14 protein-coding genes are annotated in these 14583 nt (G+C 58.5%); 8 read left to right on the forward strand and 6 right to left on the reverse strand.

The window, feature by feature from the left end; translation table 11 throughout:
- Window positions 1-2 precede the first annotated feature (2 nt).
- Window positions 3-419, reverse strand: coding sequence for a cupin domain-containing protein (locus FE840_RS16795; protein ID WP_138287771.1), 417 nt, complete (start codon window positions 417-419; stop codon window positions 3-5).
- 128 nt (window positions 420-547) lie between these two features.
- Between FE840_RS16795 and FE840_RS16800 the strand changes: the two genes are divergently transcribed.
- From FE840_RS16800 to FE840_RS16835, 8 genes are all read left to right on the forward strand, one after another.
- On the forward strand, window positions 548-1336 hold the full coding sequence (locus FE840_RS16800; protein WP_138287772.1) for an ABC transporter ATP-binding protein: 789 nt from the start codon (window positions 548-550) through the stop codon (window positions 1334-1336).
- 364 nt (window positions 1337-1700) lie between these two features.
- The gene (locus FE840_RS16805; RefSeq protein WP_246318798.1) at window positions 1701-2003 is read left to right on the forward strand and encodes an endonuclease domain-containing protein; all 303 of its coding nucleotides are present in this window, start codon (window positions 1701-1703) and stop codon (window positions 2001-2003) included.
- The gene (locus FE840_RS16810; RefSeq protein ID WP_138287774.1) at window positions 2000-2884 is read left to right on the forward strand and encodes an ABC transporter permease; all 885 of its coding nucleotides are present in this window, start codon (window positions 2000-2002) and stop codon (window positions 2882-2884) included. The genes FE840_RS16805 and FE840_RS16810 overlap by 4 nt, the downstream gene beginning before the upstream one ends.
- Window positions 2881-3747 carry an ABC transporter permease gene (locus tag FE840_RS16815; protein WP_138287775.1) on the forward strand — a complete coding sequence of 289 codons (867 nt, stop codon included), beginning with the start codon at window positions 2881-2883 and terminating at the stop codon, window positions 3745-3747. The genes FE840_RS16810 and FE840_RS16815 overlap by 4 nt, the downstream gene beginning before the upstream one ends.
- Before the next feature lie 20 nt (window positions 3748-3767).
- The gene (locus tag FE840_RS16820) at window positions 3768-4760 is read left to right on the forward strand and encodes an ABC transporter substrate-binding protein (protein WP_138287776.1); all 993 of its coding nucleotides are present in this window, start codon (window positions 3768-3770) and stop codon (window positions 4758-4760) included.
- A 332-nt stretch (window positions 4761-5092) separates the two neighbouring features.
- Window positions 5093-6280, forward strand: coding sequence for an efflux RND transporter periplasmic adaptor subunit (locus tag FE840_RS16825; RefSeq protein ID WP_138287777.1), 1188 nt, complete (start codon window positions 5093-5095; stop codon window positions 6278-6280).
- A gap of 15 nt (window positions 6281-6295) precedes the next feature.
- Window positions 6296-9625, forward strand: a complete 3330-nt coding sequence (locus FE840_RS16830) for an efflux RND transporter permease subunit (RefSeq protein ID WP_138287778.1) — start codon at window positions 6296-6298, stop codon at window positions 9623-9625.
- Between the two features lie 390 nt (window positions 9626-10015).
- Window positions 10016-10699: a Crp/Fnr family transcriptional regulator gene (locus FE840_RS16835; RefSeq protein ID WP_425502215.1), complete on the forward strand. Its 684-nt coding sequence runs from the start codon at window positions 10016-10018 to the stop codon at window positions 10697-10699.
- 9 nt (window positions 10700-10708) lie between these two features.
- Here the strand turns inward: FE840_RS16835 and ureG are convergent, their stop codons facing one another.
- The 5 genes from ureG to FE840_RS16860 form a co-directional block, all read right to left on the reverse strand.
- Window positions 10709-11320, reverse strand: a complete 612-nt coding sequence (ureG, locus tag FE840_RS16840) for an urease accessory protein UreG (protein WP_138287779.1) — start codon at window positions 11318-11320, stop codon at window positions 10709-10711.
- A gap of 77 nt (window positions 11321-11397) precedes the next feature.
- Window positions 11398-12084: an urease accessory protein UreF gene (locus FE840_RS16845; RefSeq protein WP_246318799.1), complete on the reverse strand. Its 687-nt coding sequence runs from the start codon at window positions 12082-12084 to the stop codon at window positions 11398-11400.
- Complete coding sequence (ureE, locus tag FE840_RS16850) at window positions 12077-12538, reverse strand: urease accessory protein UreE (protein ID WP_138287780.1); 462 nt, start codon at window positions 12536-12538, stop codon at window positions 12077-12079. Before ureE ends, FE840_RS16845 begins: the two co-directional genes overlap by 8 nt.
- A gap of 64 nt (window positions 12539-12602) precedes the next feature.
- Window positions 12603-13433, reverse strand: coding sequence for a GGDEF domain-containing protein (locus FE840_RS16855; RefSeq protein ID WP_138287781.1), 831 nt, complete (start codon window positions 13431-13433; stop codon window positions 12603-12605).
- A 472-nt stretch (window positions 13434-13905) separates the two neighbouring features.
- A complete protein-coding gene (locus tag FE840_RS16860) occupies window positions 13906-14577 on the reverse strand; it encodes a TIGR02117 family protein (protein WP_138287782.1) in 672 nt (223 codons plus the stop codon).
- Between the last annotated feature and the right edge of the window lie 6 nt (window positions 14578-14583).

The following is a 14583-nucleotide window of genomic DNA, read 5'->3' on the forward strand; positions in this document are numbered from 1 at the left end:
GATCAGAACGACACCAGATGATCGAGGTCCGGACGCAGAACGACGCTCTCCTGCGCGTTGGGATCAGTTCGGGCAATCACAGCCGTACACGGCGCATTGGACAGGTTGGCCGGCAGATGCGGCACACCGGCGGGGATATACATAAGCTCACCGGCATGCAGCACGACATGCTCCTCCAACCGCTCGCCGAACCAGGTATAGGCCTGGCCCGAGAGGCAATAGATCGCCGTCTCGTGATTTTCGTGCAGATGCGCTCTGGCGCGTGCACCCGGCGGAATGGTCACAAGATGCATACACAATCCGGTCGAACCGACCGTCTGGGCCGCAATGCCTTCAAAATAGCTGAGCCCCTGCTGTCCATCAAAAGTGGCTCCGGGCCGAACAACGCGGCATGTGGGCTTTTCGATAACATCGTTCATATGCGCAGTCCTTGTTCAGACCAAAGGGCATATTCAACAAGAGCCGGACGGCTTCCCTCCCGTTCCGCCGGCAGTTTTCAGCATGACGGAGACGAGACGTCTCCGCAACACGTCGATTGGTTCGCCTGATGAAGAGTGATTATTCCGTCGTCTCCGCCAAGGATCTCTGTCTCACCTTCGAGACGGGAGATGGCCCGGTGCACGCCTTGTCCAATGTAAACCTTGAGGTCAAGAAGGGCGACTTCGTCTCCTTCATCGGCCCCTCCGGTTGCGGCAAGACCACCTTCCTGCGGGTGATTGCCGATCTCGAAAAGCACACCGACGGCGACATCAAGGTCAATGGCATGACACCGGGTGAGGCCCGCCTCGCCCGCTCCTATGGCTATGTCTTTCAGGCAGCCGCCCTCTATCCCTGGCGGACGATCGAAAAGAACATCGCTCTGCCGCTCGAAATCATGGGCTACACGTCTGCAGAGATGAAGAAGCGGGTGGAACAGACGCTCGAACTCGTCAACCTCTCGGGCTTTGCCAAGAAATACCCCTGGCAGCTTTCCGGCGGCATGCAGCAGCGCGCCTCGATTGCCCGCGCGCTCGCCTTTGACGCCGACCTCCTGCTGATGGACGAACCTTTTGGCGCGCTTGACGAAATCGTCCGCGACCACCTGAACGAACAATTGCTGAAGCTCTGGGACCGGACCAACAAGACGATCTGCTTCGTCACGCACTCAATTCCCGAGGCCGTTTACCTTTCGACCAAGATCGTCGTCATGAGCCCGCGTCCGGGTCGTGTCACCGACGTGATCGAATCAACGCTTCCCAAGGAACGCCCGCTCGATATCCGCGAGACGCCGGAGTTTCTGGAAATCGCACACCGGGTCCGCGAGGGTCTGAAAGCGGGGCATAGCTATGACGAATAGTGTCTCGCCCCAGAAAAGCTCCCCTCCCCAACCCCTCCCCACAAGGGGGAGGGGCTTTGACGCCCGCAATTTCGCGTCTTCCAAATCACTGAGTTCAATGCCCGTTGTAATGTCGCCAGATACGGTGATTGCAGCGAGTGAGGCGTCGATCACTCTAGACCCTGCGCAACGGCTGCGGGGGACTTCCTCTGGCATGAGGGCGGCGGAAAAGCCCCTCCCCCTTGTGGGGAGGGGTTGGGGAGGGGAAATCGCTAGCTCCTCCATTGAGGGAAGGCACGATTACATGCCGCATTCCAACATTGATCCCAAAACCCGAAATCGCGCTCGATCTCTGAGACGAGAACTGACCAAAGCCGAACGAGAAATGTGGGACATTCTCAGACAATTCAGACAGCGCGGCGCTCGCTTCAGACGGGAAACGCCAATTGGCCCCTACATCGCCGACTTCGCGTGGCTCGCGGCGAGGCTGGTTGTTGAGGTCGATGGAGACAGCCATGAAACCGAAGCTGGTCGCAAACACGATGTCCGACGTGATGCCTACCTGAGGTCACAGGGGTTCAAAGTCATCCGCTTCGACAATGATCAGGTTATAGACAACCCTGACTACATAGCCGTAACGCTAGAGGCTCATCTCACAGCGTTCTTGCACCATGAGGGACGCTCATGACCGCCCCTTCCCTCTTCCGTGACCGCGTTCTGCCGGTTCTGACCGTGCTTTTCGCAATCCTCGTGATCTGGCACATCTTTGTCGTCTATCTGAATGCGCCCTTCGTGCGTGATCAGGCGGCGCGCGCCGGGGAAGAAATCACCTTCGGCCAGATTGTCGAGCGGACCTTTGCCCAGGATCGCCCGGTGCTGCCGGCACCGCATCAGATAGTGGCGGAGCTTTGGGATACAACGGTCAACAAGGCCGTGACCTCGAAACGCAGCCTTATCTACCACGCGTGGATCACCCTGTCGGCAACGCTGCTCGGCTTTGCCATGGGAACAGTACTTGGCATTACGCTCGCGATCTCCATTGTGCACAACCGGGCCATGGACAAGTCGCTGATGCCCTGGGTGATCGCCTCCCAGACAATCCCGATTCTTGCCATCGCGCCGATGATCATCGTTGTTTTGAATTCGATCGGGATCTCCGGATTGATGCCCAAGGCACTGATATCCACCTATCTTTCCTTCTTCCCGATTGTTGTCGGCATGGTGAAGGGCTTGCGCAGCCCGGACATTCTGCTGCTCGACCTGATGCATACCTATAATGCCAGCAGCTCCCAGATCTTCTGGAAACTGCGCTGGCCAGCCTCGATGCCCTATCTCTTCACCTCTTTGAAAGTGGCGATCGCCATCTCGCTGGTCGGTGCAATCGTGGGCGAATTGCCGACCGGGGCTGTCGCAGGTCTTGGCGCGCGCCTTCTCTCCGGCTCCTATTATGGTCAGACCATCCAGATCTGGGCAGCACTCTTCATGGCGGCGGGGCTGGCTGCCCTCCTCGTCTCGATTGTCGGCATGGCCCATACCAGGGTTCTTGCACGCATGGGGGTCAAGCCATGAACGGTTATCTCGCCTTTGCCCTCGTCTTCTGGCTCGTCGCCTGGGGCATCAACGAATATCTCGTGCGGCTTCAGCCGAAATCCGAAGCCGCCCGCCGAACCATTGGCATCTTCGTGCCAGTGCTTTTCGGCGTGACCCTGCTGGTCATCTGGGAATGTGTGGTCAAGGGCTTCGAGATCCCCTCGATCCTTCTTCCGGCGCCCTCCATGATCTGGGCTCGCATCACGGTTTCGACCCATATCCTCTGGGCCGACTTCCAGCAGACTTTCCTGAAATCCGTGCTGACGGGCTATGTCGCCGGCTGCGGCCTCGGCTTTATTGTCGCGCTCCTGATCGACCGCTCGCCCTTCCTGCAGAGGGGATTGCTGCCCATCGGCAATTTCGTCTCGGCGCTACCGGTCGTTGGCATCGCCCCGATCATGGTCATGTGGTTCGGCTTCGACTGGCCATCCAAGGTCGCGGTCGTTGTCGTCATGACCTTCTTCCCGATGCTGGTCAACACGGTTCAGGGTCTGGCCGCAGCCAGCCATATGGAGCGCGACCTGATGCGCACCTATGCGGCCAGCTGGTGGCAGACGCTGATCCGTCTGCGGCTACCGGCCGCCTGGCCTTTCATCTTCAACGCCTTGAAAATCAATTCGACGCTCGCGCTGATCGGCGCCATCGTCGCTGAGTTTTTCGGCACCCCGATCGTCGGCATGGGGTTCCGGATTTCCACGGAAGTGGGACGCAGCAATGTCGACATGGTCTGGGCCGAGATTGCGGTTGCCGCACTCGCCGGCTCGATCTTCTACGGAGTGGTGGCACTCGCAGAACGCGCGGTCACCTTCTGGCATCCGTCCGTCCGTGGTGGACGGACGTAACTACAAAAGAGGGAACTGAAATGACTGTCAAACTCGCATCCTTGCTGCTGGCAGCAGCCGTCTCGCTGACGGCCATGCAGGCCTCAGCTGCCGACAAGGTGACGCTCCAGCTGAAATGGGTGACCCAGGCCCAGTTCGCTGGCTATTACGTCGCCAAGGACAAGGGCTTCTACGAAGAAGAAGGCCTCGACGTTGAAATCAAGCCCGGCGGCCCGGATATTGCGCCTCCCCAGGTTCTCGCCGGTGGCGGCGCTGATGTCATTGTTGACTGGATGCCGTCTGCACTCGCAACCCGCGAAAAAGGCGTGCCGCTCGTCAACATTGCCCAGCCGTTCAAGTCATCGGGCATGATGCTCACATGTCTGAAGGAAAGCGGCATCACCACGCCGGAAGACTTCAAGGGCAAGACGCTCGGTGTCTGGTTCTTCGGTAACGAATATCCCTTCCTCTCCTGGATGAGCACGCTCGGCATCAAGACCGACGGTTCGCCGGATGGCGTGACCGTGCTGAAGCAGGGCTTCAACGTCGACCCACTTCTCCAGAAGCAGGCAGCCTGCATCTCGACCATGACCTATAACGAATACTGGCAGGTCATCGACGCCGGCATCAAGCCGGAAGAACTTGTGACCTTCAAGTATGAAGACGAAGGCGTCGCGACCCTTGAAGACGGTCTCTACGTGCTTGAGGACCGCCTGGAAGATCCAGCTTTCAAGGAAAAGATGGTCAAGTTCGTCCGCGCCTCGATGAAGGGGTGGAAGTATGCTGAGCAAAACCCAGATGAAGCCGCTGAAATCGTTCTGGAAAATGACGCCTCAGGCGCTCAGACCGAGGTTCATCAGAAACGCATGATGGGCGAAGTCGCCAAGCTCACGGCTGGCTCGAACGGGGCCCTTGATCCGGCCGACTACGAGCGCACCGTCAAGACACTGCTCGGCGGTGGCTCTGATCCGGTTATCAGCAAGGAGCCGGAAGGCGCGTTCACGACTGCAATCACCGATGCTGCGCTGAACTGATTGAGCAGCTTGCGAGCTGCAGGATGGAAGGACGCGGAGGGCAAATCCCCTTCGCGTCCTTTTTTCTATGCAACACATACGATTTTTAGCAATTGCTGATAATTTGGCAACACTGTGAGCCGATCTTGGAAAAAATATCGGTCATAACTGTTTTTGACATACGCAGCTCTTGCATGCGGACGTAACATCACCACTTCAAGTGACGATTCCGCGCCATCAGCACTCTGAGGGCCGGCACCAGCTGTTGCCTGGCATTTTATGCGACTGGTGAGCCGATTGTTAGACGACTGCGTAGTAAGCAGCACTGAACGACTTTGACGGGGAAGTTATCCATGCCGAGTTTCAACCGCAGCAGGACGGTTCTGGCCACCGCTGCATTTTTCTTGTCCGCATCGGTGGCCTTTGCGCAGGAAACCGCAGCAACCACCATAGAACAGAACCTTCCCGCGATTGTTGTCACGACGGCAAAGCCGCGTGATCTGGTTGACCGCGTGCTCGCAGCCGGCACTATTCGGGCAACGGAAGAAGTCTATGTGCAGCCCCAAGTCGAAGGGCTCCAGATCAAGTCACTGGAAGCCGACGTTGGCGACCGCGTCGAGGCAGGTAGCGTGGTCGCTCGTTTGAGCGATGATACGCTTCTACTGCAGAAGAGCCAGTTGCTGGCCAACCGGGCAAAGGCCGAAGCCGCACTCGCCCAGTTCCGTGCCCAGGCGACGGAAGCTGAGGCCAACCTTCGGGAGGCGCAACGCCAGTTCGACCGCGCCGCCCGGCTGGCCGAGGCCGGCAGCGTCTCCACCTCTCAACGCGATCAGGCCGAAACAAGCCTCGCCAGCGCCACCGCCCGTGCAGAAACTGCAAATCAATCCATCACCGTTGCCGAAGCCGATATCAAGGTTATCGACAGTCAGGTGGCAGACATCGACCTGAGGCTTGCCAGAACCGAGATCAAGGCACCGGTGTCCGGAACGGTATCGGTGCGCAACGCCCGGATCGGTGCAATTGCAAGCGGCGGCGGCCAGCCGCTCTTCACGATCATTCGCGACGGCGAGATCGAATTGGTTGCAGATGTGACGGAAAGCTCTATTCTGAGGTTGAAGGAAGGTCAGCCGGCCGTGGTAACTGTCGCTGGCAGTGCCGAGCCTCTCAGCGGATCGATCAGACTGGTCTCTCCGGTTGTTGACCCCGTGACGCGTCTCGGGTCCGTGCATATCGCAATTGATGACGATGCAGCTGCGCGTGCCGGCATGTATGGCAGCGTGGAGATCCGGGTGGGTGAGGCAAACAGTATTGCCCTGCCCTTGACGGCAGTCACGAGCAATCGGAATGGCTCGACGGTGCGGGTTGTCGAAAACGGCACCGTGCGCCTCGTCGACATTGAAACCGGCATTCAGGATGGTCCATTCATCCAGGTTACCGGTGGACTTCAGGAGGGCGACAAGGTTGTCGCCAAGGCCGGTGTATTCGTTCGCGAGGGCGATCGAATCCGTCCGGTCGATGACGACAGCAGCGTTTCCAACTAAGAGGCCACGAGCACCATGAATTTCTCTGCATGGTCAATTCGAAATCCGATTGCGCCAATCCTCACATTCGTGCTGCTTCTGGTCGTCGGCATCCAGTCGTTCTACGCGCTGCCGATTACGCGCTTCCCGAACATCGACGTTCCGCTGGTGTCCATCACTGTTGGACAAAGCGGCGCCTCGCCTGCCGAGCTTGAGAGCCAGGTCACCAAGGAAATCGAAGACGCGGTTGCATCGATTACCGGCGTCGACGAAATCAATTCGACCGTCACCGACGGCCAGTCCCAGACCGTCGTCATGTTCCGCATGGAGGTTCCGACCGAACAGGCGGTGCAGGACGTGAAGGACGCGATTGATCGGATCAGGGGCGATCTGCCGGCGACCGTTGAAGAGCCCATTGTGTCCAAGATCGATGTCGAAGGTCAGGCGATCCAGAGCTTTGCCGTATCTTCGCCGAACATGAACCTGGCTGAACTGTCCTGGTTCGTCGACGACACCGTGACCCGGGCGCTGCAAGGCGAGCCGGGCATCGGGCGTGTTGACCGCTATGGCGGCGCCGAGCGCGAAGTGCGCGTCGAACTGGACCCGAACCGCCTTGATGCCTTGGGCGTGACAGCGGCCGATATCAGCAGCCAGCTTCGCGGCACCAATATCGATCTGGGTTCTGGTCGGGGTCAGGTTGCCGGCGCAGAGCAGTCGATCCGCACATTGGGTGACAATCGCGATGTTGCAAGCCTTGCCGATACAACGATTTCACTTCCCGGTGGACGCTTCGTAAAACTTTCCGATCTTGGCACGATCACGGACACCTATGAAGAGCCCCGCTCGTTTGCCCGCCATGACGGAAACCCGGTCGTGTCCTTTGCCGTTTTCCGTGCCAAGGGTGCGAGTGAGGTCACTGTCGCCGAAACGGTAGCGGCGAGCCTTGCGCAGGTGCGAGCCGACCATCCGGACGTCCAGATCGAAATGATCGATGACTCGGTATATTTTACCTATGGCAACTTTGAAGCAGCGATGCATACGCTGGTCGAGGGCGCGATCCTCGCCGTCATCGTGGTCCTGCTCTTCCTGCGCAACTGGCGCGCAACGCTAATTGCCGCAGTCGCCCTGCCGCTGTCGGCGATCCCGACCTTCTGGGTCATGGACCTGATGGGTTTCTCGCTCAATCTGGTGAGCTTCCTCGCGCTGACGCTGGCAACCGGCATTCTGGTCGATGACGCCATCGTTGAAGTGGAAAACATCGCCCGCCATATCAAGATGGGCAAGACTCCGTACCGGGCTGCCATTGATGCCGCTGACGAAATCGGTCTGGCCGTTATCGCCACCACCTTTACGATCATTGCGGTCTTTGTCCCCGTCTCCTTCATGCCGGGTATTCCGGGCCAGTATTTCATTCAGTTCGGTCTGACGGTTGCCTTCTCCGTCTTCTTCTCTCTAATGGTTGCACGTCTCATCACCCCGATGATGGCTGCCTACCTGATGCGTGCCGAAGACGCGATGGATGACCATCACGACAACGACAGCACCACGCTGAAAGCCTATACTCGCTTGGTCCGCCTGACCACTCGGCGCTGGTACTCGCGCCTTGCGACGATCGGCGTTGCCATCCTCTGCCTTATCGGTTCGATCATGCTGCTCGCCGGTATCCCCGGAAGCTTCATTCCGCCGGAAGACGCGGGCCGCATCGTCCTGTCTGTCGAACTGCCGCCGAATGCGACGCTTGGAGAAACCGAACGCAAGACGGACGAGATATATGCAGCCATCAAGGATACCCGCGATGTCAGCAGCATCTTCGTTCTCGGCGGCACCTCGCCGCGCGGTGATGTCGAATTGCGCCGGGCCTCCGTGACACTCACGCTCGATCGCATCGAGCACTCCCTGGCCAAGACGCTCGTCAACAAGGGTCTGGGTGGCATTCCGTTGATTGGCCAATATCTGCCGAAGCTTCCGGAGAACGGACGTGTTCGTCCGCAATGGGATATTGAAGAAGAGATCTTCGCCAAGCTGGCCTCCATCCCGGATATTCGCGTTATCAAGCTCAATGACCGGGGTGAACGCGATATCTCATTCAACTTCCTCTCTCAGAATGAAGCTGACCTCGACAAGGCGGTTTCCATTCTGGAATCGAGGCTGCGGCAGGTTCCTGAACTGGCCAATGTCAGTGCCGAGGGCGCCCTGCCCCGTCCGGAATTGCAGATCCGTCCCCGTGCCGATGAGGCAGCAAGGCTGGGCATTACGGCCCAACAGATTGCCCAGACAGTCCGCGTGGCGACCATTGGCGATGTAGACGCATCCCTGCCGAAAATCTCGCTCGACAATCGTCAGATCCCGATCCGGGTTCAGGCATCGATCGACTTCCGTCAGGATCTCGCTGCGATCCGTGCGCTCAAGATCCGCACCGCCTCCGGCGCAACAGTTCCGCTGTCGAGCGTCGCTGACATCGACTATTCGGAAGGCGTATCCTCGATCAAGCGCAACGACCGCAACCGTGTGATCACGATCGGAGCCGGCTTGCCGCAAGGTGTCGCCCTGGACACGGCAACGGCCGCCTTCCGTGCAGCCGTCGCCGAGGCCGACATTCCGCCGAGCGTTCGCCCTGCCGAAAGTGGTGACGCGAAGGTCCAGGCCGAAATGCAGCAGAGCTTCGTCAATGCGATGATTCTTGGTCTGTTGCTGGTTCTGACCGTCCTGATCCTTCTCTTCAAGGACGTGATCCAGCCATTCACGATCCTCCTGTCGCTACCATTGGCGATCGGGGGTGTGGCCGTCGGTCTGATCGTGACCAATAATGCGCTCTCCATGCCTGTGCTGATCGGCATTCTGATGTTGATGGGTATCGTCACCAAGAACGCGATCCTGCTCATCGACTTCGCGATTGAAATGCGGCGCGGCGGGATGCATCGCCTCGAAGCCATGGTCGAAGCCGGTCGCAAGCGCGCCCGTCCGATCATCATGACGTCGATCGCCATGTCTGCGGGCATGCTCCCCTCAGCGCTCGGTGTCGGCGAAGGCGGCTCCTTTCGTGCACCGATGGCTATTGCGGTGATTGGTGGCATCATCGTCTCAACAGTACTCAGCCTGGTGGTCGTACCGGCACTGTTCCTCCTGATGGATGACCTGTCGCAGTTCCTGGGACGCGTGTTCAGCCGTTTCGTCGGCAAGAAGGAACAGGAACTGGAAACCATGAGCACGGAAGTTCTGACCCATGTGGTTCACCAGAACAAGGAAACGCTTTCCGAACTCGATCAGCGCCTTGCAGCGCTCGAGCGCGGGCAGAACTCACAAGGCCAGGGCCGCAAGAGCCAGGGCGGCAATGTGGTGTCACTTCCACCGCTCGCCGCAGAATGAATGAGCAAGACGACCGGTCGTCAGATGGGCGACCGGTCGACCAGCACCGGCAATTAAGCCGTTCAGACAGACACCCCTCAGTCACATGCAGACCAGATGCCGCAACGTCGAGGCGGCCTTCCGTGTCCATGGCGCGGAGCCGCGCCCGATAGCCTATGTTCCGGGCGCTTCATTCGACAATCGTCATAGACCCGTCGCTGCTTTGATCGAAATCAATATGGTTTTGCCTGCATCGCGATAATGTGAATCGACTGGAAAGGGCAGAAACACCCGGACCTGCGGAGAAGCGCTGGCCAATTGCGGCAATCTGCCGTCAAAGAGACGGCCGAAAGCGCAGGTAACGCAGTGGCGCTGCCCGAACATCGTGATGGATGGGGAGCCGTGAAGACCGTGAACAAGATGTTGAGACTGAACCTGCGAGACAAGAACACGCTCCTGCGGACGTCCTTCTTGTCGGAACTTGGTCCGACTGCAATGGCTTCGATGCTGGAGATCGCCAATATCTCAAGCTATGAAGCAAGAGATGTGCTTTTTCGGGAAGGAGAGCCGGCCGACTGTTTCTACACTGTCTTGAGTGGCTATGTGCGCCTCTATCGGCTCAACAAGGATGGCCGTGAGGCCGATATCCGCATCTGCGGTCCCGGCGACATCTTTGCGGAATGCCTGCTGACGCTTGGCGACACCTATCTTTACAACGCCCAGGCAGCGGAGAACGTCACGCTGGCCCGTTTCGACCTTGGCCGCGTCCGGCAGCTTGCCGAGCAGGAAAAGGACGTCGCCAAGGCGATCATGCGCAGTCTTTCCGATCACCTGCGCGGCACGATGGACTGCATTGCCAATGATCGCCTTCAGACGGCACCGCAACGGGTTGCCCATTACCTGCTGACGCATTGCGGCGCAGAAGAGGGTCCAGGCTCGGTCCGCCTGCCCTTCCAGAAAAGTCTGCTTGCCGGAATGCTGGGCCTTGCTCCAGAAGCCTTGTCCAGGGCCTTTTCCAGCCTCCGCAAGGTCGGCGTGACTGTGCGGGGACGCACGATCCAGATCAGCGATATCTCGGCATTGAAGCAGATCTGAACGTCGTGCTCAAAGCCCGCCGGTCTGCTTCAGGAAAGAGACAATTTCCTCGACGCCGGCACCGCGCTTGAGGTCGGAAAAAACAAAGGGCTTGGCGGCGCGCATGCGCGTGGCATCACGTTCCATCACCGACAAATCGGCACCGACATGGGGCGCAAGATCCGTCTTGTTGATGACCAGCAGATCGGAGCGCGTTATGCCCGGCCCACCCTTCCGTGGGATCTCCTCCCCCTGGCAGACCGAAATGACATAAACTGTGATATCGGCAAGATCAGGCGAGAATGTCGCAGCCAGATTGTCACCGCCGGATTCGATGAAAACTACATCGAGATCGGGAATGCGAGCGTTAAGATCGGCGATGGCCCGGAGATTGATAGAAGCGTCCTCGCGGATCGCCGTATGCGGGCATCCACCCGTCTCAACCCCAACAACCCGGTCTGATGGAAGCGCCTGCATGCGGATCAGGGCATCGGCATCCTCGCGCGTATAGATGTCATTGGTTACCACAGCGACGGAGTAATCCTCCCGCATGGCCTTGCAGAGCTTTTCCGTCAGCGCCGTCTTGCCGGAACCAACAGGTCCGCCAATGCCCACTCTCAAGGGTCCGTTCTTCGATTTCATCCCGTTCATCCCGTTCATATCATTCTCTGGTCAAGCAACCCGTGCCTCTTCGCATCAGGAATCATCAAGAGCGGAGGTCAGGACTGGAACAGCCGTGAATACTGCGTCTCGTGTCGCATCGACAGCGTTTCGGCGGTGATCGAGGCACTGCCGAGATCATCGAGAGTCAAATGCAGCAAGGCCTCAACCTCGCGCAACAGATCGCCCTCGAAACGCGCGGTTAGCTCCACCGCCTGCCTTTGTCCGATCACACCAAGACGCACGGCAACGGAGATCAGTTGAGAAAGTTGCGCCGGCAGGAAGACCGAAAGCGCATCGCCGGACGCGATCCCATGCGCCGCCGATACGGCTCCAACGGCCACACTATAGGCCACCGGTCTCTCCAGCATATCGAGAACTGGATGCGGCCAGGAACGCGCAGCCTGCAGAAAGGACTGACCCAGCCTTGTCACTTCCTGATGGCGCTCGGCAGAGCCGGCAAGGGCGACGGAGAGATCTGCCAATTCGGCAAGTGCTGCTTCATCACCATGCCTGCGATGGCCCTCTAGGAAAAGAATGGCATCATTTCGCAAGCCACCATCTGTCAAAAGCAGACGCAGCCACCCGTAGAGGCCTTCTTCATCCTTTATCAGTTCACTGGCTATGGCCGTTTCCAGACCGCCAGAATAGGCAAAGCCGCCGACCGGGAAGGCTGGTGACAGCCATGCTGAAAGCCGCATCATCGACAGTCGGTTCGCATCACGACCGCGCGCTTCATTACCCATGGGCATGGTGACCGTGACCGCCATGGGAATGATAGGCGCCGCGCACCGGCTGGAAAGGTTCCACGACCTCGTGCACCTCGGCTCCCAGACCGACCAGCATCTCCCGGATGACATGATCCCGCTGGATCAGAATGCGCTCTTCCTCGATCTGCGCAGCCAGATGACGATTGCCAAGATGCCACGCCAGTTCAATGAGATGGAGACCATTGCGCGGACGAATTTCAAGGAGCCGCTCCTCTGCGGCCAGGACCTCTACCGTCTCGCCATCCTCCAGCATCAAGCGGTCGCCATGGGCGAGAAGCACGGTTTCCTTGAGATCGAGCATGACCATTGTGTCATCCGCCAAATGCAGAAGCTTGCGGCGCAAATGTCGCTCGTCATGTGCCAGGGTAACGGTACCAAAAGGCTCGGAAACAACGGTTCCGGCCGGAATGACGGAGGTCGCGCGTAGCATGGTTTTCCCAAATTGGCGTTTTTTCCACCATGCACAACAAAAAGGCAGTCAGCAAGATTGAACTTCAGCAGCCGAGGCTTCTTGCACCAAAAACAGGACGCGTCGACACGGCCTCATCATGAAGACCAGAGAGCTCATCCCCTATATCAGCCTCATGCACCACGCGGTTACGACCGCCTGTCTTGGCGACATAAAGAGCCTGATCGGCAAGGCTATAAACATATTCGGAAGACCGACCGGGCAGAAAATCGGCAAGCCCGGCTGAAATCGTCACGCCAATCACAACTCCATCATGGGAAACACCTCGCGCTGCGATGATGGTGCGCGCTCGCTCGACCTGGGCGATCCGCTGCGCTGCGCCTCCACCGCGCAGAATGAGGCCAAACTCCTCTCCGCCAAGTCGTGCGACCAAATGATCTGCTCCGAATATCTCACGCAGGATCGCCGCAACACCCCGAATCACACCGTCGCCCGCCTGATGACCATAGCCATCATTGATCGCCTTGAATCGGTCGATATCGACGATGACCAGTGAGCAGTTCTCATCAACATCCCGCAGGGCCAGATTGAAGGCGCGGCGATTCGCCAGGTCTGACATGACATCGGTCAGGCTGAGCCGCTCGAACTCGCGACGCGACAGGGTGAGCTCGCGCAACACATAGCCCGTAAGCAAGGCGAGGATACCGGAAACCACACCCCCGAAAAGCCAGCAGAACAGAACTGCAAGCTGCACAGCCTCCACCAGGCTGACGGGAAGCAAGCCGACGAAATGGAGGAGCGGAAGACCCGCAATGGTGACGAGCGACGACAGGATGACCGCCTTGAAACTCATCTTCAGGGCGAATCGACGGATGGCGCCTGGCTGATCAAAACCACCCAGATCGACCTGGAGCATGAACCATGTCCTCAATGACTGCACGAGTCGCTCCTAGTTAACGCGGCTCTCTCCGAATAGGTTGCAATCGTTCCCCATTCGATAAGGCGAAAATTAAAATTGTACGGAATAAGCAAATGATTGAGGTGCACCCTAAAATAATCTCAAGCCCAACCTTGAGATGCATGGTCTACAACCACACAGACCAGTCAGACCATGACTATTTTTGGATTTCCCCCCAGAAACACTAGGCTTACTAAAGGAATTACTGAATTAACAAAGGATAAGCTGAAGTTAGACTTTACCCGTTTGCGGCCATCCGAAAGCCGGATTCGCATACTAATATCGTTAATGCGGCGTCCATTTCCAATCACTCTAATTTTGCAATGCAATTAACGATTGATCAGAAGCCGAATTTCGTGGCTCATCGACAAGCCCCTCTGAATTCATGGATCAGGATGGTCTTTGGACATAGAGGAGACCGGTCACTGTCTCAGCCATGAAGATCAAGCGACATATCCAGAAGTTGCGGCAAGGGTGTCCATGTTCCGGTCCTGACACCCGCTGAACGGAGCATGGAGGCCGTCCACGTATTGCAGCCAAGAAACACGTTGAACCAGCCGTCTGCTTCGAAGAAGGCGTCGTCAAACCCATAGGCGGCCCCCGGTATCGGGAGAGGCGTACCACCCTGTCGGACGAAGCTGTCCCTGATTGCCGCAATCATGCGGCTGCGCCCTTCCCCTGTGATCGTGAGCGGGCGAACCGATGGGTGAGCGAGATCAATCGGCCCGGCAACGGCAACATGCATGACCGAACGATCGACAGTCAGAGCCTTGAAGACGGGTATGGGCCGGAGATCACCCCAGGTCGGCGTCTCGATATAGAAGGCGCGCCCGCCCCAGCCAAAAATCAGATACTCGGCACCGGGCGCATCGACGGGCAGTCCCGCCGGGATGAAGTCGGAAAAAGCCGCCCGCACCTCGTTATCAACGGGCAGCGCGATATCGGTATGGATCGGGTTGGCCAGAAGAAGGATCTGCCGGCGCTCGCCGTCAGCCGCAGATGCCAGCGGCGGCAACGGGCGAGGCACTGCAACGCCGAGCCCAACCGCCATGGCAAGGATGCCGACAAGACTTCCAAGCCATTGCGCAAGGCGGCGCATCATGCCGTG

The organism is Peteryoungia desertarenae, from assembly GCF_005860795.2.
Lineage (GTDB): Bacteria > Pseudomonadota > Alphaproteobacteria > Rhizobiales > Rhizobiaceae > Allorhizobium > Allorhizobium desertarenae.

Coding starts and splice junctions, on each gene's coding strand:
- ureE (WP_138287780.1), bottom strand. CDS start 12,538: ATGCTACGCGCGACCTCCGTCATTCCGGCCGGAACCGTTGTTTCCGAG.
- FE840_RS16845 (WP_246318799.1), bottom strand. CDS start 12,084: ATGGGTAATGAAGCGCGCGGTCGTGATGCGAACCGACTGTCGATGATG.
- FE840_RS16860 (WP_138287782.1), bottom strand. CDS start 14,577: ATGATGCGCCGCCTTGCGCAATGGCTTGGAAGTCTTGTCGGCATCCTT.
- FE840_RS16825 (WP_138287777.1), top strand. CDS start 5,093: ATGCCGAGTTTCAACCGCAGCAGGACGGTTCTGGCCACCGCTGCATTT.
- ureG (WP_138287779.1), bottom strand. CDS start 11,320: ATGAAATCGAAGAACGGACCCTTGAGAGTGGGCATTGGCGGACCTGTT.
- FE840_RS16855 (WP_138287781.1), bottom strand. CDS start 13,433: ATGCTCCAGGTCGATCTGGGTGGTTTTGATCAGCCAGGCGCCATCCGT.
- FE840_RS16800 (WP_138287772.1), top strand. CDS start 548: ATGAAGAGTGATTATTCCGTCGTCTCCGCCAAGGATCTCTGTCTCACC.
- FE840_RS16820 (WP_138287776.1), top strand. CDS start 3,768: ATGACTGTCAAACTCGCATCCTTGCTGCTGGCAGCAGCCGTCTCGCTG.
- FE840_RS16815 (WP_138287775.1), top strand. CDS start 2,881: ATGAACGGTTATCTCGCCTTTGCCCTCGTCTTCTGGCTCGTCGCCTGG.
- FE840_RS16810 (WP_138287774.1), top strand. CDS start 2,000: ATGACCGCCCCTTCCCTCTTCCGTGACCGCGTTCTGCCGGTTCTGACC.
- FE840_RS16830 (WP_138287778.1), top strand. CDS start 6,296: ATGAATTTCTCTGCATGGTCAATTCGAAATCCGATTGCGCCAATCCTC.
- FE840_RS16795 (WP_138287771.1), bottom strand. CDS start 419: ATGAACGATGTTATCGAAAAGCCCACATGCCGCGTTGTTCGGCCCGGA.
- FE840_RS16805 (WP_246318798.1), top strand. CDS start 1,701: ATGTGGGACATTCTCAGACAATTCAGACAGCGCGGCGCTCGCTTCAGA.